Origin of the sequence: Fundidesulfovibrio magnetotacticus (genome assembly GCF_013019105.1) — a bacterium.
In the GTDB taxonomy this organism is placed as follows: domain Bacteria; phylum Desulfobacterota; class Desulfovibrionia; order Desulfovibrionales; family Desulfovibrionaceae; genus Fundidesulfovibrio; species Fundidesulfovibrio magnetotacticus.
On sequence record NZ_BLTE01000009.1, the window covers coordinates 50,225 to 73,937 of the forward strand.

Sequence of the window (23,713 nt, forward strand, 5' to 3'; positions counted from 1 at the left end):
TCCTAGAAAATACCAAGCCGCATGGCAAGGACTATCGCATGCCTGCCCTGTCGCGCAGCAATTTTTCGCGCCGGGTGCGCGCGAGGTCCCTCATATCCGCGACCTCGTCGGTCTCGTCAACGATTTCCTTGCCCAGAATCTCTTCCAGAACGTCCTCGAGGGTGATCACGCCGCTCACGCCGCCGTATTCGTCGAGAACCACGAAGAGGTGGGTCCGTCCGTCGATGAAGTTCAGCAGCACCTTGTCCAGGCTCATGGTGTCCAGCACGAACTGTACGGGCTGCATGATGCTGGCGAGCCTGATGTCGTGCTGGTCGCTGGCCAGGGCCTCGAACACCTGGCGGCGCAGGACCACGCCCACGATGTTTTCGGGGTCGTCCTCCTCGTAGACGGGCACGCGGCTGTGCGACCACAGGGGGTTTTCCTCGCGGGCCTCGCTGACGGTCATGTCCGAGGGGAGCGAGAAGATCACGGTGCGCGGGGTCATGGCGTCGCGGACGGTGCGGGTGTCCAGCGCCAGGATGTTGGTGATGGAGCGCTCTTCCAGGGCGTTGATCTTGCCGGCCTTGCTGGTGAGGCGCACCATGGCGCGGATGTCGTCCTCGGAGGCGTCGGGGCCTTTGGCCCGCCCGGTGACCAGCCGCGTGAGGAAACCGCTGGCCCACACCACGGGCGTGAGCGCGGCCACCATCAGGCGCAGGGGCTGGGCCAGCACCGCCCCCAGGGGCCGGGCGTAGACCACGCCCACGGTCTTGGGGAGGATTTCCCCGAACACCAGGATCATCACGGAAAAGGCGGCGGTGAACCAGACAAGGTTCTCTTCGCCCAGCACGCCCACGGCCAGCGCGCCCGACACGGTGGCGCCCGCGGCGCAGGCCATGGTGTTCACGGTGAGGATGGCGGTGATGGGTTTGTCGATGCTCATGCGCATCTGGTAGAGTAGTTCGCCCGAACGCTTGCCTTCCGCGCGCATGCGTTCGATCCAGCTCCAGCGCAACGAATAGAGCACCGCTTCCGAAAGCGAGCAGAAACAGGAGAGCACCAGGGCGACGGCGATGGCCAGGACGAGTTCAAACATGGCGATCCACCGTCATCGGGGGGAATGGTCGCGGGGGGATGTCCCCGCCGGAGTGGTTCATGGCGTGATCATGGGTCGGTGGCGGCGGGCCGCCGTTAGGATGGATGTCTTTTGAAGCAGGGTCAGAGCCAAGTCTAAACATTTTGCCGTTGATGTAAAGTGCGCCTCACTGCCCCGAGGCCAGCACATCCGGCTGGTCCACGGGCAGGGCGCTCTCCCAGTCGGGCTTGCGGGCCAGGGCCACGTGCCCGGCGCGCTCCAGGATGGCCTGGCCTTCGGGGCCGCGCAGATAGTCCGCGAAGGCCCGGGCGAGGGGCTGGGCGTCCCGGGCCGCGGCCAGGTGCATCACGCGGTAGATGCGCCATCGTCCCTCCAGGAAATTGCGGACCGTGGGGGCCTGGCCGTCCACGGCCACCGGTTTCATGGCGGCGTCCAGGTCGCGCACGCTGATGAAGCCCAGGATCTCCTTGTTGCGGATGAGCGTGAAGCGCAGCGCCGGCTGGCTGGAGAGGCTCACTGTGCGCGGCATGGTCAGGGGCCTGCCCTCCTCTTCCGAAGCCTCCATGTAGGCGGCCATCACGGGGAAAGCGCCGCCGCCCGCGTCGCTCCAGAGGGGCACGAGCCCCGCGAAGAGTTTGCGCAGCGTGGCCGTGTCGAGCGATTCCACGGGGTTGAGAGAGTTGACCACCACGGCCACCGGGTCCACCCCGTAGGGGATGAACTCCAGCGAGGCCCCGGGGCCGGTGACGGCCCGGGGGCTGCGGTCGAAGAGGCAGATGTCGGCCTGGCGCAGGCGCACGCGGGAGAGACCCACGCCCGCCCCGGTCATGGTGAAGCTCACGGTCACGCCGGGATGTGCGGCGGTGATGCGCTCGGCGGCCTCGCGCGCGGCCACGAGGCCAACGTCGCTGCCGGTTACGCGCAACTCGCCCGAGAGCCCCCTGAAGGCATCGAGGGGGTCCCCGGCGGCACGGGCCGGGCCGGGGAGAAGGCAGGCCAGGGTCCAGAGGGACAGGCAGACCGCAAGAAGCGCGCGGCGTCTCATTCCGCTCCCTCCTTGATCTCGCGGGGAGGCATTGTCCCCTGCAGGAAGAACCGCTCGGCGATCTCCTCCACCACCACGTCGGGTCGCTCCTTTTCGATGAGTTCCTTGTCGAAAAGGCTTTTGGCCCCGCGCAGGCCCGGGCGCACCCAGACGTAGACGGCCCGGCTGAAGTGCTCGCCAAGGAAGGGCACCAGTTCCCAGAAATAGGAGTCGTGGAAGAAGATGGCGCGCGGCAGGGAGGCGTCTTCACGCACGGAGCCCTGGGCGGGCTGCACATAGCCCGGCCGGACGGCCCCGGGGGTGATGCCCCTGGCCTTGAGGGGCTTCCTGGCGAAGAACAGCACTTTGTTGTCGAGCACGAGGTCCTCCAGCCCCACCATGAAGGAAAGATCGCCCCCCAGGTGGGCGTATTCCTGGACGATGAAGTCCTCCTCCCGCATGGGCTTGAGGACCGGGAAGCGCGGGGCGAGGCGCTCGATGATCGCCTGGTAGGAGGGGAAGGCCCCGTACGCGTTCCAATGGCTGTCGGTGCGGTAGAACACCTCGCGGCCGACCTTGGCCTGCATCAGGGGTTCGCGCAGGTCGAGCAGGTCCACGGAGCCGTCCCGGCGGAAGCGCTCCACGGCCTGTTCCAGGTGGGATGTGCGCCCGGCCTGATCCCAGGAGGCGGGCAGGTGCTCGGGGTAGACCGAGCTCTTGTTGGGCGCGATCACCACCAGATACGCGATGCCCCGCTCGGCCAGCCAGGCGCGGCGTTCCGCGTAGACGGCGTGCAGGCGGTCCAGGTCCTCCGCGGTCAGGGGCGCCACGGACCTGTGGTCCGCTTCGAGGTCGATGCCCCTGTCCTTGGCAAGGTAGAGCCAGCCTTCTTTGCCCACCACCACGGGGGCGTTGCCCGAGAGCGAGCCGAAGAGGCTGGTGGATGTGAAGTTGTGCCAGCGGATGAGCATGCCCCGGAAGGGGAAGTTCTTGTCGAGCCACCCCCCCGTGAGGGCGCGGCAGACGGCCTGGATGCCTGCGGGGTTCAGGGCGGCCTCGGGAAAAGGCGTGCTGGTGGCCTCGCCCAGCTTCTCGCGGGGCGCGAAATGCAGGAGCTGGGCCGAGAGCGGCAGTGCGATGGCCAGGCAGAACAGGGCCGAGGAGCACAGGGCGATCAGGCGACGGCCCGGGGGGGAGTGGTTCACGAATGAGCCTTCACGGATGGAGATGGAGCGCGCTCGCGCCAGATTTCCAACAACCGCGGGCGAAGCCGCGCAAGCTCCCGCTCCACCGCCGGGGGCAGCAGGAAGCGCAGGTTGGACCCGCGCCGGAAGCGGTCTCTTACAAAGGAGGCGCTGATGTCAAGCCGGGGCACGTCCACCAGGACGAGCCGCCTGCCCGAGGCGCGCTCCCAGAGCCCGGGACCGGCCGGGGCATAGCCAAGCTCCGGCCGCGAGGCCAGATAGTCCGCCACGGCGTCGCGCCCGTGGCGGTCGCGCCCGGCCACGGCCAGGTGGGCCAGATCGCCCAGGCGGTGGCCGTCGCGCCACTGGTGCAGGGTGAGCAGATCGCCCGATCCCAGGATGAAGTGAAGCTCGTCCCCGGGACGCCGCCGGGCCAACTCCTCCAGGGTGTGCACGGTGTAGGAGGGACCGGGGCGGCCGGCCTCCATGGAGTTGGCGCGCACGCCCTCGAGATCCCCCAGGGCCATCTCCAGCAGGCGCAGGCGCAGTTCGAAGGGCAAAAGGCCCTCCTCGGGCTTGTGGGGCGGCCTGGCGGCGGGCACGATCTCCACGCCGTCCAGCCCGAGCGCCTCGGCCATTTCCAGGGCCAGGCGCACATGCCCTACGTGCACGGGGTTGAACGTGCCGCCCAGCACCCCCAGGCGAGGGCTCACGTGCGCTCGCCCCTGCGGGTCATCTACGTCCTCACCTGCCCCTGCCCCAGCACCACGAACTTGGAACCCGTGAGTTCCTTGACGCCCATGGGGCCGTAGGCGTGCAGTTTGGAGGTGCTGATGCCTATCTCAGCGCCGAGGCCCAGCTCTCCGCCGTCGTTGAAGCGCGTGGAGCAGTTCACGCCCACCATGGAGGCGTCGGCCTCGCGCAGGAAGCGCATGGCCCGGGCGTGGTCCGCGGTGAGGATGCATTCCGTATGGTTGGAGCCGTGGGCGGCGATGTGGTCCAGGGCTTCGTCCATGCAGCAGACCTGGCGCACGGCGAGCACGTAGTCCAGGAATTCGCAGCCCCAGTCCTCGGGACCGGCGGGCTTGGCGGAGGGGCCGAGCAGCGGCAGAGAGGCCTCGCAGGCGCGGAACTCCACGTGCGAGCCCAGGGATCGGGCCAGACGGGGCAGCAGCACGGGGGCGGCCTTCTCGTGCACCAGCAGGCACTCCAGGGCGTTGCACACGCCGGGACGCTGGCATTTGGCGTTTTCCACCACGGCCAGGGCGTTGTCCAGGTCGGCGCATTCGTCCACATAGAGGTGGCATACGCCCTTGTAGTGCTTGAGCACGGGCATGGTGGCCGCCTCCACCACGGAGCGGATGAGGCTCTCCCCGCCCCGGGGGATCATCACGTCGATGTACTGGTCGAGCTTGCACAGGATGGGCACGGCCGCGCGGTCGGTGACGGGCACGATGCCCACCGCGCCGCCGGGCAGCCCGGCCTCAACCAGGGCGCGGCTCACCAGGGAGGCCAGGGCCATGTTGGAGTGGAAGGCCTCCGAGCCGCCGCGCAGCACCACGGCGTTGCCCGCCTTGAGGCAGAGGATGGCCGAATCCACCGTGACGTTGGGGCGCGACTCGTAGATCATGCACACCACGCCCAAGGGGATGCGCATCCTGCCCACCATGAGCCCGTTGGGTCGCTGCCACATGGTCTCGATGGCGCCCACGGGGTCGGGCATGGCGGCCACGTCGCGGCAGGCGGCGGCCATGGAGGCGAGCACCTTGGGGGTCAGGCGCAGGCGGTCGAGCTTGGCGGCGTCCATGCCGGAGGCCTCGGCCTTGGCGATGTCCCGGGCGTTCTCGGCCGCGATGGCCGGGGCTTCGGATTCCAACAGCCCCGCCAGGGCGGTCAGTGCCGCGTCCTTGGCCCTGCCAGGGGCCTTGGCCATGAGGCGCGCGGCCTGCCTGGCCTCGCGGGCCAGGGCCTCCATACGCTCCTGAATGTTCATGGTGTCCTCCGGATTTCTTCGACCCGTGAAACTAGCCTCAGGGCCGCCCCTTCGTCAACGCGGGCCTTTTGACAGGGCCGGGCTTTGGGATTAGAGGGATTGACTTCGGCCCGGCCGGACCGATCCGGCCTTCCTCAATCCTCCAACCACCAACGAAGCGCACACACCATGGCAGACATCTCCTTCGACCGCGGCGGGCAGGACAACCCCCTGGCCTCCTTCCTGGGCAACAACTGGCGCACCCTGATCGCCGCTGTCGTGGCGGCCCTGCTGGCCGTAGGCGGCTACGCGGCCTACACTTCCTACGCCAAGAAGGCCAAGGCCCAGGCCGAGAACGACCTTGGCGCAATCATCGCCTCCAAGACCGGCCCCGAGCGCCTGAGCGCCCTGGAGGCCTACGTGAAGACCGCTCCGGCCTCCACCAAGGACGCCGCGCTTCTGGAACTGGCCCGCACCGCCGCCGAGCAGGGCAACCACGCCAAGGCCGCCGAGGCCTGGAACCAGCTCGCTCTGGCCGCGCCCGGCGGCGTTAAGGACCTGGCCGTGCTCGGGCAGGCCTCCGCCCTGGCCCAGGCCGGCGACAAGGCCCAGGCCGTGAAGCTCCTGGCGGACTTCATGCCCAAGGCCCCCAAGGCCTTCCAGCCCCTGGTGGCCCGCCAGCTGGCCGCCGTGGCCGAGGACGCCCAGGCCTGGACCGAGGCCCTGGCCGCCTACGAACGCCTGCGCGAGGCCGCCGAGGGCGGCAACAAGGCCCTGTTCGAGGCGAAGATCACCGAGATCAAGGCCAAGACCAAATAACTCCGTTTCCGAGGTTTCGTTCCATGCCCAGTCCCCTGCTGGCACAGACCCCCGGCGAGACGCTGCTCCTGCTCGGCAACGAGGCCATCGTGCGCGGCGCGCTCGAAGGCGGCGTCGGCTTCGTGAGCTGCTACCCCGGCACGCCCTCCTCCGAGGTGCCCGACACCTTCTTCCGCATGAGCCGCGACGGCGACTACCGCTTCGAATACTCCACCAACGAAAAGGTGGCCCTGGAAGTGGGCGCGGGCGCGGCCCTGGCCGGAACGCCCACCCTGGTGACCATGAAGCACGTGGGCGTCAACGTGGCGGCGGACCCGCTGCTCACGCTCTCCTACATCACAGCGCCGGGGGGCCTGGTGCTCCTCTCCGCCGACGACCCGGGCTGCCACTCCAGCCAGAACGAGCAGGACAACCGCCACTACGCCCGTCTGGCGGGACTGCCCTGTTTCGAGCCCGCCACGGCCCAGGAATGCAAGGACATGACCCGCGACGCCCTGCTCCTGGCCCAGCGCACCGGACAGCCGGTGCTCCTGCGCACCACCACGCGCGTCAACCACGTGCGCGGGCCGGTCACCCTGGGCTCGCTGCCCGCCCAGAAGACCCGCAAGGAGTTCGCGCGCAATCTCCAGCAGTACGTGCCCATCCCGGCCCATTCCCGGGTGCAGCACCGCCAGCTCCTGGACCGCCTGGCCGCCATCGGCCGCGAGGCCGAGGCCTCGCCCTGGAACAAGGTCTCGGGCCAGGGGACTCTGGGCGTCATCGCCTCGGGCGTCACCCGCTGCTACCTGCGCGACGCCCTCCTTGAGGAGGGCATCGAGGGCTCGGTGAAGGTGCTGGACCTGGGCCTGAGCTACCCCATGCCCGACGGCCTGCTCCTTTCCTTCATGGAAGGGCTCGAAAAGGTGCTCGTCCTGGAGGAGCTGGACCCGCTGGTGGAAGAGCACGTGCGCGCCCTGGCGCAGCGCAAGGGCATCTCCATCGAGGTGCTGGGCAAGGGCGAGGCGCTGCCGCTCTGGGGCGAATACTCCACCCAGATGGTGCGCCAGGCCCTGCGCCAGGCGCTGGGACGCCAGAGCCACGCTCCGCAGCACTGCGCCCCCGAGGGCGGGCTGGCCATGCGCCCGCCCAACCTCTGCGCGGGCTGTTCGCACCGCTCGGCCTACTACACCGTACGCGAGGTCTTCGGGGACGAGGCCTTCTACTCCTCCGACATCGGCTGCTACACCCTCGGGCTCCTGCCGCCGCTCTCCATGGCCGACTTCCTGCTCTGCATGGGATCGAGCGTCTCCACCGGATCGGGCTTCGCCTCGGCCTCCGGCAGGACCACCATCGGCTTCATCGGGGACTCCACCTTCTTCCACTCCGGCGTCACCGGCCTGATCAACGCCGTCCACAACGACCACGACATCCTCGTGGTGGTCCTTGACAACCGCACCACCGCCATGACCGGCCACCAGCCCCACCCGGGCGTGGACGCCACGGCGCTCGGCCCCAACCCCCGCAAGGTGGAGATCGAGCCCCTGGTGAAGGCCTGCGGCGTGGAGCACGTGATCACCGTGTCGCCCCTGAACCACAAGGCCTCGCGCAAGGCCCTGGAGGCCATGAAGGCCCTCAAGGGACCGCGCGTGATCATCTTCCAGGACCCTTGCGTCATCCACGAGCGCCGCACCACCGGCAAGGGCAAGCCCCAGGTGGCCGTGGCGGCCGAGTCCGGCCAGGGTTGCCTGGACGTGCTGAACTCCCTGGCCTGCCCTGCCTTCGTCAAGGAGGACGGCCAGGTGCGCGTGGACGAAGAACTCTGCTCGGGCTGCATGTACTGCCTGCAGCTGGACAAATCCTTCAAGGCCAAGAAAAGGGGCGCCTAGATGCAGCGCGCGCGTATCTTCTTCACCGGCGTGGGCGGACAGGGCACCCTGACCGCCACCAAGCTCGTCTCGCTCACGGCCCTGGACGAGGGCCTGCCCGTCACCAGCGGCGAGATCCACGGCATGGCCCAGCGCGGCGGCGTGGTGGAATCCACGGTGCTCGTGGGCTACATGAGCCCCAAGATCACCCACGGCGAGGCGGACCTCCTGCTGGGCTTCGAGCTCCTGGAGACCCTCAGGGCGCTGTGTTACCTCAAGCCCGGCGGCGTGGTGGTCTCCAATTCCCAGGCCCTGCCCCCGCTCTCCGTGGCCACGGGCAAGGCCGCCTATCCGGAGCTGGAGGCCGTGCGGGCCAAAGCCCAGGCGGCCGCCTCCAAAGCCCTCTTCGTGCCCTGCCGCACGCTGGCCGAACAGGCCGGATCGGCCCAGAGCGCCAACACGGTGCTCCTGGGCGCGGCCTGCGCCGTGGGCGCGCTGCCCTTCGGCATGGAGGCCCTGGAGCGCTCGGTGCGCAAGTATCTCAAGCCCGCCCTGGCGGAAACAAACCTCAAAGCCCTGGCGCTGGGGGCCGGGGCCGCGCAGTCCTGATCCCATGGGCCCCCTGAGCTTCCATTCGGGCGAGGGTCTTTCCCAGAGGTTCCTCACGGCCATGCGCGCCATGCTCGACGAGGCCGTGCCCACAAGGCCCGCCAGGGACTGCCTGGACGCCATGCTGGCCCGGCTCGTGGAGACCATGTCCTACCACAGGGCCTACCTGGAGCTGCTCGACGTGCCCATGCCCAACCAGCGCCTCTCGCTCTCGCGGGGGCAGGAGGCCTTCTTCGGCGCGCCCCAGGGGCCAGGCCCCCTGGCCACGGGGCAGGTGATGGCCACGCGGCAGTCCGTGATCATCGAAAACATGGCCGACCACCCGGACTTCTACGGACGCCCCGCCAGCGACCTGGAGAACCTCTGCTTCATCTGCGTGCCCGTGCTGGTGCCCGGCAGCCGCAGCGAAGGCCGGGCCGAGTCCATGGGCGCTTTGTGCGCCGACGTGCCCAAGGCCCCGCCCGTGTTCCTGGAGCGCCAGCGCGACTTCATGATGGCCGCGGCCAGCGTGTTCGCCATCACGGCCCAGCGCCTGCGCGACGAGCTCTACAAGCCGCGCTCCAAGCCCCGCCCCGAGCCCCAGGCCGTGGCCGAGGCCCAGCGCAAGCACAAGGTGGTAGCCGTCTCCAAAAGCATGCGCCTGGTGCTGCGCCAGGTGGACCAGGCCGCCCAGAACGACTCCCCCGTGCTGCTCCTGGGCGAAGAGGGCACGGGCAAGGAATACCTGGCCAAGGCCCTGCACAACCAGAGCGCCCGGCGCAGGCGTCCCTTCCTGCGCCTGGTCTGCTCCGCCGAGCCGCCCGAGGCCATCGAGCGCGCCCTCTACGGCGTCCAGAAGGGCGAGGCCGCCGGGTCCACCCAGTCGCGGCGCGGCCAGCTGGAGCTTGCCCAGGGCGGCACGCTCTACATCGAGGACGTGGAGGAGCTGACCCTGGCCGCCCAGCAGCGCCTGCTGCGCTTTCTCCAGGAGGGATCGGCCACCCGCTTCGGGGCCGACCAGCCCCTGAAGCTCGACGTGCGCATCGTGGCCGGAAGCCGCGCCAACCTGGAAGACATGGTGAGCTCCGGCGAATTCCTGGAAGACCTCTACTACGCCCTGGCCGTGGTCTCCATCTACGTCCCGCCCCTGCGCGACCGCGCGGGCGACGTGCTCCCCCTGGCCGAATTCTTCCTGGAGGAGTTCGCCCGTTCCCTGGGCCGGGAGTTCAAGCGCATCTCCACCCCGGCCATCGACCTGATCAGCCAGTACCACTGGCCCGACAACGTGCGCGAGCTGCACTCCTGCATGGAGCGCGCCTTCCTGCAGACCGAGGACGGCGTGATCCGCGCCTACCACCTGCCCCCCACGCTCCAGACCGCCGAAAGCTCCAACACCGAGGCCACCCTCTCCTTCGGCGAGGCCGTGGACCAGTTCGAGCGCGAGCTGCTCATCGAGGCCCTCAAAAAGGCCAAGGGCAACATGTTCCAGGCCGCCAAGGACCTGCGCGAGAGCTACCGCATCATCAACTACAAGGTGAAGAAGCACGGCATCGACCCCAAGCGCTACACCCCCGGCAAGCGCAAATAGCGCTCCGTTCACTCCAGACGGACGCCCCCGGCCCGCTACGGCCCGGGGCGTTTCTGTTTCCGGGAACGGCTTTTCCTTCGCGGACATCAGGAGAAGGCAGGGGCAGCCATCGCCACCTGCCGGAGAGCCGCGCGGGAAAGGCCCGGCGCGAGCGGAGCGTCCGGCCTTCGCCCATCATCGGCGGCGAACGCCTCTGCCACGCGGGAGAGTTTGACCGGAGTCCGCTTTATGCTATGAGGGAACATGCGCGGAGCCTCCGCGCCAAGGAGGTATGGATGACCAAGCAGCTGTCCTTCACCCGCCTCGAACAGGCCGCCCTGCCCGGCTACCGCGACCGCCTGGACCGGGCCTCCACCGCCGAGGACGTCCGCCGGACCTTCTCGGAGACCGTGGCCACGCTCCTGGCCGACGCCCTTGGCGAACCCGGGGCCGTGGGGCCGCAGGGCGTCTCCCTGGACACGGCCCACCCCACGGGCTTCGCCCTTTCCCCCGCCCTGCTGGAAACCCCGGGCTTCGCCGAGGCCTGGAAGGAGTCCGACCTGCGGCGCATCATCAAGGACATGGCCAAGAGCGCCGTGAACCGCCACCAGCACCTGGAGAAGCGCCCGGAGAAAGCCCAGGCCAGGACCCACGTCAAGCAGGGCCGGGGCTGAGCCGCCCCCTAGCACCGGCGCGTCAGCGGCAGTAGCTCATGGCGCGGCAGACGCCCTCCAGGGTCTCCCCCTTTTTCAGGCGCTCCCGGAAGGCCTTGAGGAACTTGGGGCCCATGGAGGCGTAGAAGGCCTCGCAGGCAGCGCGATCCGCCGGGGCCAACAGGGAACACTGGCGCGAGGCGTCCACCGCCAGGGCGTCGGCGTCGCCCATGGAGGCCTGCACGAGGCCAAGCACAAGCTGGCAGGCCGTGCACTCCAGGTAGCCCCCCTGGGCGCGCGCCGACTCCCCGGTCAGAACGAGCGCGGCCGCCAGGGCCAGCGCGAGGGGAAACATCGGGAAGGCGCGTTTCATGGGATTCTCCTTTCTCGCGGCCTTTTCGCGCCGCGCGCCGAGAATAGGCCCCCCGGGGGCCTGCCGCAACCCCGGGAGGGCGCCCCGAAGCGCCGCAGGCCCGCGCGACGCCCCCGCGAACGCCGCCAAAGCCCTCCCCGAGGCCCGGACGCTCCCCCCGCGCCCGGAGCTTCCTGGCCGCCGCGCCCTTGCCTTGGAGGCGGTTTTCCCTTAGCACCCGGCCACGGGAGGACAACATGCTGGCCATTCTCGACTACAAGGCAGGCAACCAGACCTCGGTGCGCCGCGCCCTGGACTACCTAGGCATCCCTTGCGCCATCACGGCGGACCCCGAGACGCTGCTCTCGGCCACGGGCGTCATCTTCCCCGGAGTGGGAGCGGCCGGACAGGCCATGGACCACCTCACGAGCACCGGGCTCGACCTGGTGCTCAAGCGCATCGTGGATGCGGGCAGGCCCATGCTGGGCATCTGCGTGGGCTGCCAGATCCTCCTGGACTACTCCGCAGAAAACGACACCAAGGCACTGGGCATCGTGCCCGGCGAGTGCGCCCTGTTCAACCCGGGCCTCACCGAGGAGGACGGCCAGCCCATCCGCGTGCCGCACATGGGCTGGAACAAGGTCTCCCTGGCCAAGCCCTGCGAGCTCTTCGCCGGAGTGGACCCGGACGCTGAGTTCTACTTCGTGCACAGCTACTACCCCGCCCCTGGTCCCGAATACGTGATCGGCAGGACGTTCTACGGCATGGAGTTCTGCTCCGTGCACGGCAGGCCCGGGCTGTGGGCCGTGCAGTTCCACCCGGAGAAGTCCGGGCGTCCGGGGCTCGCGCTTCTTTCCAACTTCGCCGCCTACTGCAGGGAGAAGTCCAATGCTCAGTAAACGCGTGATCCCCTGCCTGGACGTGCGCGACGGCAAACTCACCAAGGGCGTAAAGTTCCTGGGCAACGTGGACATCGGCGACCCCGTGGAAACCGCGCGCGCCTACTACGAGCAGGGCGCGGACGAGATCGTCTTCTACGACATCACCGCATCGGCCGAGGGCCGGGGCATCATGCTCAAGGTGGTGGAGAAGGTGGCCTCGCAGATCTTCATCCCCTTCTCCGTGGGCGGGGGCATCTCCACCGTGGAGGACATGCGCGCCGTGCTCATGGCGGGCGCGGAGAAGATCTCGGTGAACTCGGCGGCCGTGAAGAATCCCGACATCATCAGCGAGGGCGCGGCGGCCTTCGGAGCCCAGTGCATCGTGGTGGGCATGGACGTTCTGCGCGTGGGCGTTTCGGAACAGATCCCCTCGGGCTACGAGATCGTGATCCATGGCGGGCGCAAACGCATGGGGCTGGACGCCATCGAGTGGGCCAAGACCGTGGAGGCCCTGGGCGCGGGCGAACTCTGCGTGAACTCCATCGACGCCGACGGCACCAAGGAAGGCTACGAGCTGAACCTCACCCGCACCATCAGCGAGGCCGTGACCATCCCCGTGATCGCCTCGGGCGGAGCGGGCTCGCCCGCGCACATGCGCGACGCGCTCACGGAAGGCAAGGCCAGCGCGGCGCTCATCGCCTCCATCGTGCACTACGGCGAGTACACCATCCGGGAACTCAAGGACTACCTCCACGCCGAGGGCGTGAAGATGCGCATGGTCTGGTAAGGCCTCGGCCCCGGTCAAGGGGTGCGGCCACGACAGGGCCAGACATGCGGACTCCGGCCAGGGTCTCGCGCTTCCGAGAAAGGCGAGAGCCCGTCGGCCCCGGAGTCCCCGCTTACGAGCTGTCAAGCGCGGAGCACCCGCAGGGCCGACAAGCCCTGCGCGGCTCCCTTGAAGCGGCTTCAACGCCCTGACGGGGTGATCATGCCTGAGCGCCCTGATCCTCGCCGCCGGGCAGGCCGGGAGGCGCGGCATAGAGCCTCAGGCCCGCCGCCGTGTCCTCGGTGCGGAAACCCAGGGCCTCGATGTCCGCGCGCAGGGCGTCGGCGCTGGCGAAGTCCTTGGCCTTGCGGGCCTTTTCGCGCTCGCGGTCCAGGCGCGCGGCCTCCTCGGGCCAGTCGGTCCGGGACAGGGGCATCCGGGATTCGTCCAGCACGCCCAACACCGAGTCCACGGCCTTGAGCCCCTCCAGGCGGGCGGCCGCGTCGGCGGCCTGGGCCTTCTTCCCGGCCGCGGCGCTGTTGGCGGCGCGGCAGAAGGCGAAGAGCTTGGGCCAGAAATGGTGCAGGGAGAGATCGTCCTCCACGGCCTGGTCCAGCTCGCGGCGCAGGGTTTCCACGGCGGCCAGGGTCTCGGCCGAGGCCTGTTCCGCGCCGTGGGCCACATGGGCCAGGTTGGCGGCGGTGTCGCGCAGCTTGCGCCAGTTGGCGCTCCACATGGCCAGGGTCTTGTCCGAGGCGTCCAGGGCGCGGCGGTAGTGCACCGAGAGCAGCCACAGGCGCACGGCCCGGTAGCCGCCCATGACGCGCGCCGTCTCGCGCAGGTCCGGTTCGGCGGCGTCGCGGCGCACGCTGCCGCAGGCCATCCAGGCCTCGGGGCGGGTGGCGGCGGCCAGGCTCCAGATGGCGCGCAGGTTCTCCAGGTCCGGGAACACCTGGCCCTCCCCGGCCAGCACCGCGCTCACGCGCGGCAGCGCGGCCAGGGGGCAGGCGGCCATCTGGAGGAACCAGCTGGGGCGCACGGAGCCCCATTCGGTCTGCACAACCTGCCCGAGCTTGAGGTCCTGCAGGCTCACGCGCTTGAGCAGGGTGAAGTCCTGGGGATTGTCCTTGAGGTAGGCGGCCAGGTCCACGGTTTTGCCCAGGGCCAGTTTGGCCATGTCGGCGTGGGAGAGGCTGCCGTAGGCCTTGTCGCGGGCGACGTCGAAGTAGACCGAGCGAAGTTTCTCGTAGCACAGGCCCTTGCGCATGAGGGCGCGGGTGATCTCCAGCATGCGCTCGAGCGCCCCCGAGGCCGCCGGGAACACGGCGCGCACGCCCAGGTCGTCTGCCAGGCCCACCATCTCCGCGCGGGTTTGCTCCGAGCAGGCGTCCAGGCTCGCGCACGCGGCGCGGGCGGCGGCCAGGGCGCGGTCGTCCATGTCGGCCATGCCCACGGCCAGGAGGGCTTCCCCGCCCGAGGCGCGCACGCTGCGCGCCAGCACGTCCAGGGTTACGGCGCGCCGCCAGGCCTCGGCCCCGGCCGGGGCGTCCAGGCTTGGGCCGGGTGTGTAGAGCCCGGCCGGGCCGGACGAGAGATGCACGGGCTTGCCGGTGGCGATGTCCTTCAGGCGCGCGCCCTGGGCCTGGGGCGGCGCGAAGAGCGTGGTGGAGAGGTAGCGTTCGCCGCCGTCGGGCAGGATGACAACCACGAGGCCGCTTTCGAGCTCGCCGCACAGGTGCACGGCCGCCGCCATGGCTGCCCCGCCGCTCATGCCCGCGAGGATGCCCTCCTCCCGGGCCAGCCTCCGGGCCATCTCGAAGGCCTCTTCGTCCTCCACGGCCACGACGGCGCCCAGCTGGCGCTTGTCGTAGATGCCCGGCGGGTAGGACTCCTGCATGTTCTTCAGGCCCTGGATGCGGTGCCCGGGCCTTGGCTCCACCGCCACAACCTTGACGGAGGGGTTCAATTCCTTGAGCGCCTTGGCGATGCCCATCACCGTGCCCGAAGTGCCCAGGGTGGCCACCACGTGGGTTACGGCCCCGCCGGTCTGCTCCCAGATCTCGCGGCCTGTGCCCCGGTAGTGGGCCTCGATGCTGGCGGGATTGTTGAACTGGTCCATGAGCACGTAGCGCTCGGGGTGCTCGCGGGCCAGGCGGTAGGCCTCCTCGATGGCCCCGTCGGTGCCCAGTTGGCCGGGCGTGAGCATCAGTTCGGCGCCGTAGGCGCGCATGATGCGCTTGCGCTCCTCCGAGGCCGACGAGGGCATCACGAGCGTGAGCCTGAGCCCCTTCACGGCGCAGACCATGGCCAGCCCGATGCCCGTGTTGCCCGAAGTGGCCTCGATCACTGTCTTTTCCGGGGTGAGTTCCCCGGAGTCCAGGGCGGCGTCGATCATGGCCAGAGCCACGCGGTCCTTGATGGAGCCGCCGGGGTTCTTGGCTTCGAGCTTGACGACCAGCCCGACCGCCGGGTTAGGATTGAGCCTGCGGATCGCGACCAGGGGCGTATCGCCCGCGAGGGAGAGGATGTCCGGGTGAGCCATGCCCTTGGCATTTAGGGGAAAGACTCCCGGCTGGCAAGGAACTTGCTTGAGCGAGGCCATGAACACCACCCTGCACCAATACCTCACCGCCAACCTGGAGACCATGGCATCCCTCAAGGAGCCCGTGGCCACGTGGCTGGCCAAGAGCGTCGCGGACATCGAAGGCGCGCTCGGACGCATCTTCGTCAACCACATGGGCATCCTGGACTGGCGCATGGACGACGGCTCCGGGCTCATCGCCAAGTGTCCGCCCCTGCCCGCGCTCTACGACGACTGGCGTAGGTTGGAGAAACCCGAGCGCGACGCCACGGTGATCGTGGGCGTCAACCTTGGCTACGGCCTGAACCACCTGCTCACGGGAACGCCCAATTCCCACAAAGTGCTGGTGATCGAGCCCCGCCCGGACATGCTCCTGGCCTGCCTCGGCCAGACCGACTACACGCCCTTCCTCAAGCTGGGCAAGCTGCGCTTCGTCATGCCCGGCCACGACCAGATCGAGCAGGCCATCCAGCGCCTGGACATCAAGCTGATCTACGGCAACATCCACCTGCGCAACGACCTGCCCTCCCAGCAGATCGGCCCCGAGTACGCCCAGCTCACGCACATCACGCGCGGCAAGCTGGAGAACTTCTCCGTGGAGTTGGCCACCCTGCGCCTGAAGCAGGAGGTGATGGTGGGCAACGAGCTCAAAAACTTCTCCCGCGCCATGAACGACGGCAGCCTCCTGCCGCTCAAGGACATGGCGAAGGGCGTCACGGCCGTGATCCTGGGCGCGGGGCCCTCCCTGGCCGATATCGGCCCCCAGCTGGCCCAGAGGCCCGGGCACGCCCTTTACGCGGCCGCGCTCCAGACCCTCCCGGCCCTGGAACGCGTGGGCCTCAAGCCCGACATCTGCCTGGCCATCGACTTCCGCCCCGAGATGCTGGCCCTCTACGACGGGCTCCGGGACGACAGCTGGCTCAAGGACCTGCCCCTGATCTATTCCACCAAGATGGACCCCAGGGTGGTGGACCACTACCCCGGCCCGAGAATTCCCCTGTGGACCATGGGCGGCTTGGCCACCTACGTGTTCCCCGATCACGAACTGGTGCTCGACGCCGGCGGCAACGTGGGCGTCACCCTGGCGCGCTTCCTGGCCTGGACCGGCGTGGGCCGCATCATCCTGGCCGGGCAGGACTTCGCCTGGCAGGCCGACCGCTCCCATGCCCCCGGCCACCACGCCCACGAGACCGTCGCCCTCAACGACCAGAGCACCACCGTACACATCACCAACATGCACGGACAGCGCATCTACTCCAACGTAGGCTACCTCTCGGCCAAGCGCGACCTGGAAAAAGACCTGCGCAAGGCCCAGGTGCCCGTCTACAACATTTACGGCGGCGGCGTGGAGATCGAGGGCAGCCGCGTGGTGGACGTGGACGAATGCCATGCCCGGGGCCTTCTGACCTCCGAACCCGGGGCCAAGGAACGCTTCCTCTGGAGCCTGAAGCGCGCCAACCAACCCCGCGTGCGCCCCGTCTACGAGCCGCGCTACAAAACCTGGAACAACTCCCTGCGCAACGCCACCCGGCAGTTGGAAAAGTTCTTCAAGAAGCCCGGCAAGCACCAGCAGGACATCCATCAGCTGCTCAACCGCGTGTACCACTTCCTCAAGCAGGATCCGCTCTACCTGCCCTACCTCTACAACGAGATCATGGACATGGCCGCCATGGTCCAGTGCCGCGAAAAGTACGCCCCAACGGACATGAAGGAATACCGCGACATCCTCAAGCGCAGCCTGGACAAGGTGAAGGAGATGGACGCCGCCCTGGGACCCCAGGGGGTGACGCGCAAGGAAGCCGCCGCCTGAAACGACTGACGCGCCCGGACCGGTGCGCCTTGGCATACTGTGCCCCGGGCTGGTTGGAAGAGAAGCCGCCGACGGCCCGAGGGCTTCGCCCTCCGGACTCCCGCTATGCTTGGCGGGCTTCACCTGTTGCGTAAGTGTTGCCGCAGGCGATGTTTCGCGGACCGGTCGTGCCTTGCGCGAAGCGAAGCCAGCCCCTCCCCCGATCCATCTTCCGGCGTCCTGCCCACGACGCATCTTCCCGGTATCGCGAGCGAACAAGTTGATTTTGAAATTCAAACTCGGTAGATACCCTCCCAACAGGAGCCACTCATGGAGATTCGTTGCCTCAAAGAGCTGGCGTCGGGGTCCTACCGCTACGGCCAGATGGCCGCCACCGTCCACCAGTTGGCCACCGTGCTCGGCAAGGCCGTGGACGCCAAGGACAAGCGCCTCTTCGACCACTCCGCCCTCACGGCCGACCTGGCCTCCGTCCTGGCCCTGGCCCACGGCCTCTCCAGCAAGCAGACCGGCGTGGTGCACATCGCCGGACACCTGCACGACATCGGCAAGATCGGAATCCCGGACGCCATCCTCTTCAAGCGGGGACGCCTAGACGCCTCCGAATGGGAGGCCGTGCGCCGCCATCCAGCCATCGGCGCGGAAATTCTTGCGCCCATCGAACTCTTCGCCAAGCGAAACGGCGTGGCCGAACTGGTGCTCTGCCACCACGAGAGTTTCGACGGCTCCGGCTATCCGCGCGGACTCTCCGGCGCGGATATCCCCTTGGGCGGCCGCATCCTGGCCGTGGCCGACAGCATGGCCGCCATGTTGGAACATCGCGTCTACCGCCCCGCCCTCACGCTGGATGAGGCCCTGGCGGAGATCGAGCGCCACCGGGGCACGCGCTACGACCCGGAACTCTGCCGCAGCCTCTTCGGCCACGCGGGGGCCGTGGCCGAGGCGGTGGCCCGCCACTCCGGGACGGCCCCCCGCGAAGCGGAGCCCACCCGGGAGGAGCAGGCAGCGCCGACACCGGCCGCGGTGGCCGTCTGATCCCTCCGTGCGGGGGGAGTCCTTCCGGCCGTGCGTCGTTCTGCCGCTCCTCCTCCGTCTGATCCCTCCGCGCAGGGAAGCCGGGGGGCCTTCGAGCCATCGCAAGGGCAACCCGGCCTGATCCGTCCGCGCGCGGGCTGGACCGCGCCGACCGCCAGGATCTTCAGCGGTGCGGGTTCGCGGGCGCCGGGCAGTCGCGGCAAGGCCGCTCCGGCCTGGAGCGCCAGGGCAAAAAGGCCGCCCCCGTCGCCGGGAGCGGCCTTTCGCCTATCCAGTCCGGGAGGCCTTTCAGCCTCCGAAGTTCAGTCCGTCCTCCGAGGCGTCCACGGAGACGCTCTGCCCGTCCGACACCTCGCCGCCGATGATCCGCTTGGCCAGGGGCGTCTCGATGTGCGCCTGGATGTAGCGGCGCAGCGGGCGCGCTCCGTAGACCGGATCATAGGCCGCGTCGGCGATGTAATCCTTGGCCCGGTCCGAGAGCTCGAGGCTGATCTTGCGCTCGGCCAGCCGCGCGCGCAGGCCGCCCATCATCAGCTCCACGATCTGCCCGATCTGCTCCTTGAGCAGCGGCTTGAAGAGCACCACCTCGTCCACGCGGTTCAAAAACTCTGGGCGGAAGTGGCCGCGCAGGGTCTCCAGCACGCGTTCCTCGGTTCCCGGCCGGAACTGGCCGTCGCCCTGGATGCCGTCCAGCATGTGTTGGGAGCCCAGGTTGGAGGTCATGATCACGATGGTGTTCTTGAAATCAACCGTCTTGCCCTGGCTGTCCGTGAGCCTGCCGTCGTCCAGGATCTGAAGCAGCGTGTTGAACACGTCCGGGTGGGCCTTCTCGATCTCGTCGAAGAGCACCACCGAGTAGGGCTTGCGGCGCACGGCCTCGGTGAGCTGGCCGCCCTCGTCGTAGCCCACGTAGCCCGGGGGCGCGCCGATGAGCCGCGACACGGCGTGCTTCTCCATGTATTCGCTCATGTCCAGGCGCACGATGTTGTCCTCGGTGTCGAAGAGCGACTGGGCCAGGGTCTTGCACAGCTCGGTCTTGCCCACGCCCGTGGGGCCCAGGAAGATGAACGAGCCGATGGGACGCCTGGGGTCCTTGAGCCCCGCCCGCGCGCGCAGCACCGCGTCGGCCACGGCCTCCACGGCCTGGTCCTGGCCCACCACGCGCCGGTGCAGCTCCTCGGGCAGGCGCAGGAGCTTCTCGCGCTCGGTCTCCAGGAGCTTGGACACCGGGATGCCCGTCCAGCGCGCGATCACCTGGGCCACGTCGTCTGGGCCCACTTCCTCGCGCAGCAGCCGCTGCCCGCCCGAGGCCGTCTCGATCTCGGCCTCGCGCCGGGCCAGGTCGTTCTCCAGCTGGTTCAGCGTGCCGTATTTGAGCTGGGCGGCCTTGTTCATGTCGTATTCGCGCTCGGCCTTTTCCATTTCCAGCTTGGTGCGCTCGATCTCTTCCTTGATGTGGCGCAGCCCCTCGATGGCCTGCTTCTCGCGGTCCCACTGGGTGAGCAGCACCGTCTGCTCTTCCTTCAGGCCCGCCAGCTCCTCGCGCAGCTTCTCCAGGCGCTCCTTGGAGGCCTTGTCGGTCTCGCGGGTGAGCGCCGCCTGCTCGATCTCCAGCTGCATGATGCGCCGGTTGATGGCGTCCAGTTCAGAAGGCAGGGAGTCGATCTCCGTGCGGATCATGGCCGCGGCCTCGTCGATGAGGTCGATGGCCTTGTCGGGCAGCTGGCGGTCCGGCAGGTAGCGGGTGGAGAGCACGGCGGCCTCCACCAGGGCCGCATCCGCGATGCGCACGCCGTGGTGCACCTCGAAGCGCTCGCGCAGGCCGCGCAGGATGGACACCGTGTCCTCCAGGGTGGGCTCGTCCACCAGCACGGGCTGGAAGCGGCGCTCCAGGGCGGGGTCCTTCTCGATGTACTTGCGGTACTCGTCGATGGTGGTGGCCCCGATGCAGTGCAGCTCGCCCCGGGCCAGCATGGGCTTGAGCAGGTTGCCCGCGTCCATGGCCCCCTCGGCCTTGCCCGCGCCCACGATGGTGTGCAGCTCGTCGATGAAGAGGATGATCCGCCCCTCGCTGGACTGCACCTCCTTGAGCACGGCCTTCAGGCGCTCCTCGAATTCGCCCCGGTACTTGGCCCCGGCGATCAGCGCGCCCATGTCCAGGGCGAAGAGGGTCTTTTCCTTCAGGCCCTCGGGCACGTCCTTCTTGACGATGCGCTGGGCCAGCCCCTCCACGATGGCCGTCTTGCCCACGCCCGCCTCGCCGATGAGCACGGGGTTGTTCTTGGTGCGCCGCGAGAGGATGCGTATGACCCGGCGCACCTCCTCGTCGCGCCCGATCACTGGGTCGAGCTTGCCCTTCTGGGCCTCTTCCACCAGGTCGCGCCCGTACTTCTTCAGGGCCTCGTAGGTCTCCTCGGGGTTGGCCGAGGTGACGCGCTGCGTGCCGCGCACGTCGGTAAGCACGGAAAGGATCTTCTCCTTGGTGAGCCCGAACTGCGCGAACACCTTGCCCAGCGGCGTGGAGGGCGGCTCGCCCAGGAGCGTGAGGAACAGGTGCTCCACGGAGACGTAGTCGTCCTTCATGGACTTGGCCAGCTCCGAGGCCCCCACCAGCACCTCGTTGACGCGCTGCGTCACGTTGACCTGGCCCGGCTGCGCGCCCGGCCCGGACACCCGGGGCTGACGGCCCAGGGCCTCCTCCAGGGCGCGCTCGAAGGCCCGCACGTCATAGCCCGCGCGCTCCAGCAGGCGCGGCACCAGGCCCTGCTCCTGCTGGGCGAGCGCCAGCATCAGGTGCCCGGCGTCGATCTGCTGATGCCCCAGGCGCACAGCCACGGCCTGGGCCTGGCTCAGCGCCTCCTGGGATTTCTGCGTGAACTTGTTGATATCCATGGTGTCTCCTTGGGGAGTCGTTTGATGTGTCGCTCGCCCCGGCGGCCAGGGCTCCGTCCAGGCATCCCGGGGCTCCGCCCCGGACCCCGGCAGGGCTCCGCCCTGCACCCGCCAGGGGGAGTGCCTCCCCCTGGACCCGGCAATTGCTTCGCGAGGTTGGATCCGCCGCTTCGTGGCCGCGCCCGGAGACGGAACCCGGAAGCACCGGAATGTTTCTAGAGCCAATGCTGGAAATGGACTTGCATACTAATTTCAGGGGCCGTCCCCGACCCGATCCGTCGATACAACCGGGACCTGCCCGCGCGCGGGGCAGGGAGGCTGACCCCGAGCCGCCACAAGACGTCGAACCGGAGCCCGGCCCTGCGTCAGACCAGGCGCTCCAGATCCCGCACGCGCTTTTCCAGCCCCTCGATGCGTTCCAGCAGGTCCACGATGATGGACCCGCCCACGGGGTTGATCTCCAGATCGGCGCACAGCCGCGAGAGCTTCTTCACCCGGTACACGTCGCGCTGGCGGAACAGGTAGGCGCTGCCCTCCGTACGCTGGGGCGCGAGCCACCCCAGTTCGATCAGCTCCCCCACGAACGAGGGATGCAGCCCCGTCAGCTCCAGGAACTGCGCCCAGGCGATCAGGCTCGACTTGGCGGGCAGGCCGCTTCCGTACACGATGGTCACGCCGGTCATGGCTGCCTCCCGATCAATGCTGCTCGCGCGGGTTGAAATCCGAAATCCTTGCCAGCTCCTCCCAGAGCGCGCGCTGCGGCTCGGTGAGGTTCTTGGGCGTCTGCACCATCACGCGCACGAACTGGTCGCCCCGCCCGGCCTTGCCCAGCAGGCCCTTGCCGCGCAGGCGCATCTTGCGCCCCGAGCCGATGCCCGGCGGAATGGTCATGTCCACCTCGCCGTCCAGGGTGGGCACCCGCACCGTGGCCCCCAGCGCGGCCTCCCAGGGAGCCAGCGGCACGTCCACCACCACGTTCACGTCCTCGAGCTTGAAGCGCGAGTGTGGGCGGATCATCACCCTGAGGTACAAATCCCCCGCCGGGCCGCCCCCGAAGCCGGAATTGCCCTGGCCCGCCAGGCGGATCTTCGCGCCGTCGCGCACTCCGGCCGGGATGTTCACGGAGAGCGTCTTGGGCTTGAGGTAGGGCCTGCCGTCCGGGCCGTAGGCCTCCTCCTGGAGCGTGATGGCCTTGGAGCCGCCGTGGTAGGCCTCCTCAAGGGTAAGCTCCAGCGCGGCCTCGGCGTCCTGGCCCCGGGAGGGGCGGCGCTGCCCCTGACCGCCGAAGCCCTGGCCTCCGAAACTTTGGCCTCCGAACCCGCCCATGCCCCCGGACGCGCCGAAGATGGTCTGGAAAAAGTCCGAGAAGCCGCCCATGTCGAACTGCTGCCCGCCGGGGCCGCCCGCGCCACCGAAGTGGAAGCGCATGTTCTCGTAGCCCGGGGGCGGCTGGAAGTTCTGGCCGTGCTGCCAGTTGGGGCCGAGCTGGTCGTAGAGCTTGCGCTTCTCGGGGTCGCGCAGCACCTCGTAGGCCTCGTTGATGTCCTTGAACTTGCCCTCGGCCGTGCAGTCGCCCGGGTTGAGATCGGGATGGCACGTGCGGGCAAGCTTTTTGAAGGCCTTGGAAATCTCCTCCTGGGAGGCCGACTTGGTGACGCCCAGGAGCTTGTAGTAGTCTTTGTATTCCACGTAATTGTCCTTTGATCGAAGGCGTTGCCCGGCTGCAAGTTTACATAATAATGCGCCCCTGGATTCCGTCAAGGACGCCCCGGGCGCTTCGACCGATTTCCCTATACACCAAACGCGCGCGGACGGAACAGACCCCGCGCGGCGGGAGCCCGGGGACCGGCGCTCCGCAAGGGGGGCCGCCGCGCGGAGCCAGCCCGGTTCGGGCGGCCTTGCCCCCTGGGCACGGTCGACGTTGCAATCCGAGGCCAGTCGGGCTAGCACGCCCCCATGCCAAAGGACGAATTCAACAATCCCTTCGGGGCGCTCAAAAGCCTCAAGCTCAAGAAGAAGGACAAGCCCAAGCCGCCCCCGCCGCCCAAACCCGCGCCCGCGGCCGAGCCCCCGGCCGACGACGGCGACCTCTTCGCCCAGGCCATGGCCGGGGTGAACCGCATGGGCGCGGAGGCCACCGGCCGCCAGGTGGTCGCGCGCGTGCGCCCCACCGTTCCCCCGCCGCCGACGGACCCCGACGCCGAGGTGCGCGCGAAATTGGCCGACCTTGTCTCGGGCAAGGTGGAATTCGAACTGGAGTTCACCGACGAGTACGTGCAGGGCTTCGTCAAGGGCATGGACCAGAAGCTCTTCCGCCAGCTCAAAGCGGGCCATTACAGCCCCGAAGCCCACCTGGACCTGCACGGCCTCAACGCCGACCAGGCTTACGAGGGCCTGCTGCACTTCATGCGCGACGCCTATTTCAAGGGCAGGCGCACCATCCTGCTCATCCCCGGCCGGGGCATGAACTCCCCGGGCGGCATGCCGGTGCTCAAGCAGGAGCTCAAAAGCTGGCTCACGCGAGACCCCCTCAAGCGGGTGGTGCTGGCCTTCTGCACGGCCCAGGCGCGCCACGGCGGGGCCGGGGCGCTCTACGTGATGCTCCGGCAGCGCAAGAAGACCGAGGGCAAGATCAAGTGGGACAACTGGTGGGGGGAGTAGGACCTCCCC

General features: G+C 68.9%; 20 protein-coding genes. 10 read left to right on the forward strand and 10 right to left on the reverse strand.

Features of this window, described 5'->3' with window-relative positions; translation table 11 throughout:
* Window positions 1-31: 31 nt before the first annotated feature.
* The 5 genes from NNJEOMEG_RS10590 to NNJEOMEG_RS10610 all read right to left on the reverse strand — a co-directional run bounded on the left by NNJEOMEG_RS10590 (window position 32) and on the right by NNJEOMEG_RS10610 (window position 5,279).
* A complete protein-coding gene (locus tag NNJEOMEG_RS10590; RefSeq protein WP_173084202.1) occupies window positions 32-1,078 on the reverse strand; it encodes a hemolysin family protein in 1,047 nt (348 codons plus the stop codon).
* A gap of 166 nt (window positions 1,079-1,244) precedes the next feature.
* Window positions 1,245-2,123: a substrate-binding domain-containing protein gene (locus tag NNJEOMEG_RS10595; protein ID WP_173084204.1), complete on the reverse strand. Its 879-nt coding sequence runs from the start codon at window positions 2,121-2,123 to the stop codon at window positions 1,245-1,247.
* Window positions 2,120-3,307 carry an alginate O-acetyltransferase AlgX-related protein gene (locus NNJEOMEG_RS10600; protein ID WP_173084206.1) on the reverse strand — a complete coding sequence of 396 codons (1,188 nt, stop codon included), beginning with the start codon at window positions 3,305-3,307 and terminating at the stop codon, window positions 2,120-2,122. The genes NNJEOMEG_RS10595 and NNJEOMEG_RS10600 overlap by 4 nt, the downstream gene beginning before the upstream one ends.
* The gene (gene nadD, locus NNJEOMEG_RS10605) at window positions 3,304-3,999 is read right to left on the reverse strand and encodes a nicotinate (nicotinamide) nucleotide adenylyltransferase (RefSeq protein WP_173084208.1); all 696 of its coding nucleotides are present in this window, start codon (window positions 3,997-3,999) and stop codon (window positions 3,304-3,306) included. Before nadD ends, NNJEOMEG_RS10600 begins: the two co-directional genes overlap by 4 nt.
* Window positions 4,000-4,022: 23 nt before the next feature.
* A complete protein-coding gene (locus tag NNJEOMEG_RS10610; protein ID WP_173084210.1) occupies window positions 4,023-5,279 on the reverse strand; it encodes a glutamate-5-semialdehyde dehydrogenase in 1,257 nt (418 codons plus the stop codon).
* A 168-nt stretch (window positions 5,280-5,447) separates the two neighbouring features.
* Here NNJEOMEG_RS10610 and NNJEOMEG_RS10615 point away from each other — a divergent pair, with 168 nt between their 5' ends.
* From NNJEOMEG_RS10615 to NNJEOMEG_RS10635, 5 genes are all read left to right on the forward strand, one after another.
* Window positions 5,448-6,077: a tetratricopeptide repeat protein gene (locus NNJEOMEG_RS10615; protein ID WP_173084212.1), complete on the forward strand. Its 630-nt coding sequence runs from the start codon at window positions 5,448-5,450 to the stop codon at window positions 6,075-6,077.
* A 23-nt stretch (window positions 6,078-6,100) separates the two neighbouring features.
* Window positions 6,101-7,942, forward strand: coding sequence for an indolepyruvate ferredoxin oxidoreductase subunit alpha (gene iorA, locus NNJEOMEG_RS10620; protein ID WP_173084214.1), 1,842 nt, complete (start codon window positions 6,101-6,103; stop codon window positions 7,940-7,942).
* Window positions 7,943-8,530 carry an indolepyruvate oxidoreductase subunit beta gene (locus tag NNJEOMEG_RS10625; RefSeq protein ID WP_173084216.1) on the forward strand — a complete coding sequence of 196 codons (588 nt, stop codon included), beginning with the start codon at window positions 7,943-7,945 and terminating at the stop codon, window positions 8,528-8,530.
* 4 nt (window positions 8,531-8,534) lie between these two features.
* Entirely contained in the window at window positions 8,535-10,097 is a 1,563-nt protein-coding gene (locus NNJEOMEG_RS10630) for a sigma-54-dependent Fis family transcriptional regulator (RefSeq protein ID WP_173084217.1), read from the forward strand.
* Window positions 10,098-10,372: 275 nt separating this feature from the next.
* Complete coding sequence (locus NNJEOMEG_RS10635) at window positions 10,373-10,750, forward strand: hypothetical protein (RefSeq protein ID WP_173084219.1); 378 nt, start codon at window positions 10,373-10,375, stop codon at window positions 10,748-10,750.
* 22 nt (window positions 10,751-10,772) lie between these two features.
* On the opposite strand, the gene NNJEOMEG_RS10640 is transcribed toward NNJEOMEG_RS10635, so the two are convergent.
* Entirely contained in the window at window positions 10,773-11,102 is a 330-nt protein-coding gene (locus NNJEOMEG_RS10640; protein ID WP_173084221.1) for a saposin domain-containing protein, read from the reverse strand.
* A gap of 236 nt (window positions 11,103-11,338) precedes the next feature.
* Here NNJEOMEG_RS10640 and hisH point away from each other — a divergent pair, with 236 nt between their 5' ends.
* Window positions 11,339-11,980 (forward strand): imidazole glycerol phosphate synthase subunit HisH, encoded by a 642-nt coding sequence (gene hisH, locus NNJEOMEG_RS10645; RefSeq protein ID WP_173084223.1) that lies wholly within the window; start codon window positions 11,339-11,341, stop codon window positions 11,978-11,980.
* The gene (gene hisF, locus NNJEOMEG_RS10650) at window positions 11,970-12,749 is read left to right on the forward strand and encodes an imidazole glycerol phosphate synthase subunit HisF (protein WP_173084225.1); all 780 of its coding nucleotides are present in this window, start codon (window positions 11,970-11,972) and stop codon (window positions 12,747-12,749) included. The genes hisH and hisF overlap by 11 nt, the downstream gene beginning before the upstream one ends.
* A gap of 199 nt (window positions 12,750-12,948) precedes the next feature.
* Here hisF and NNJEOMEG_RS10655 read toward each other — a convergent pair whose 3' ends face one another.
* Window positions 12,949-15,270 (reverse strand): cysteine synthase, encoded by a 2,322-nt coding sequence (locus NNJEOMEG_RS10655; protein ID WP_173084227.1) that lies wholly within the window; start codon window positions 15,268-15,270, stop codon window positions 12,949-12,951.
* Window positions 15,271-15,316: 46 nt separating this feature from the next.
* Here NNJEOMEG_RS10655 and NNJEOMEG_RS10660 point away from each other — a divergent pair, with 46 nt between their 5' ends.
* Complete coding sequence (locus NNJEOMEG_RS10660; RefSeq protein ID WP_235956929.1) at window positions 15,317-17,119, forward strand: motility associated factor glycosyltransferase family protein; 1,803 nt, start codon at window positions 15,317-15,319, stop codon at window positions 17,117-17,119.
* Window positions 17,120-17,428: 309 nt separating this feature from the next.
* On the forward strand, window positions 17,429-18,151 hold the full coding sequence (locus NNJEOMEG_RS10665) for an HD-GYP domain-containing protein (RefSeq protein WP_173084229.1): 723 nt from the start codon (window positions 17,429-17,431) through the stop codon (window positions 18,149-18,151).
* 288 nt (window positions 18,152-18,439) lie between these two features.
* Here the strand turns inward: NNJEOMEG_RS10665 and clpB are convergent, their stop codons facing one another.
* The 3 genes from clpB to NNJEOMEG_RS10680 form a co-directional block, all read right to left on the reverse strand.
* Entirely contained in the window at window positions 18,440-21,043 is a 2,604-nt protein-coding gene (gene clpB / locus NNJEOMEG_RS10670) for an ATP-dependent chaperone ClpB (RefSeq protein WP_173084231.1), read from the reverse strand.
* 365 nt (window positions 21,044-21,408) lie between these two features.
* Window positions 21,409-21,726, reverse strand: a complete 318-nt coding sequence (locus tag NNJEOMEG_RS10675) for a chaperone modulator CbpM (protein WP_173084233.1) — start codon at window positions 21,724-21,726, stop codon at window positions 21,409-21,411.
* Between the two features lie 13 nt (window positions 21,727-21,739).
* Window positions 21,740-22,732 (reverse strand): DnaJ C-terminal domain-containing protein, encoded by a 993-nt coding sequence (locus tag NNJEOMEG_RS10680; RefSeq protein WP_173084235.1) that lies wholly within the window; start codon window positions 22,730-22,732, stop codon window positions 21,740-21,742.
* Window positions 22,733-22,999: 267 nt separating this feature from the next.
* Between NNJEOMEG_RS10680 and NNJEOMEG_RS10685 the strand changes: the two genes are divergently transcribed.
* Window positions 23,000-23,704 carry a Smr/MutS family protein gene (locus tag NNJEOMEG_RS10685; protein WP_173084237.1) on the forward strand — a complete coding sequence of 235 codons (705 nt, stop codon included), beginning with the start codon at window positions 23,000-23,002 and terminating at the stop codon, window positions 23,702-23,704.
* Window positions 23,705-23,713 lie beyond the last annotated feature (9 nt).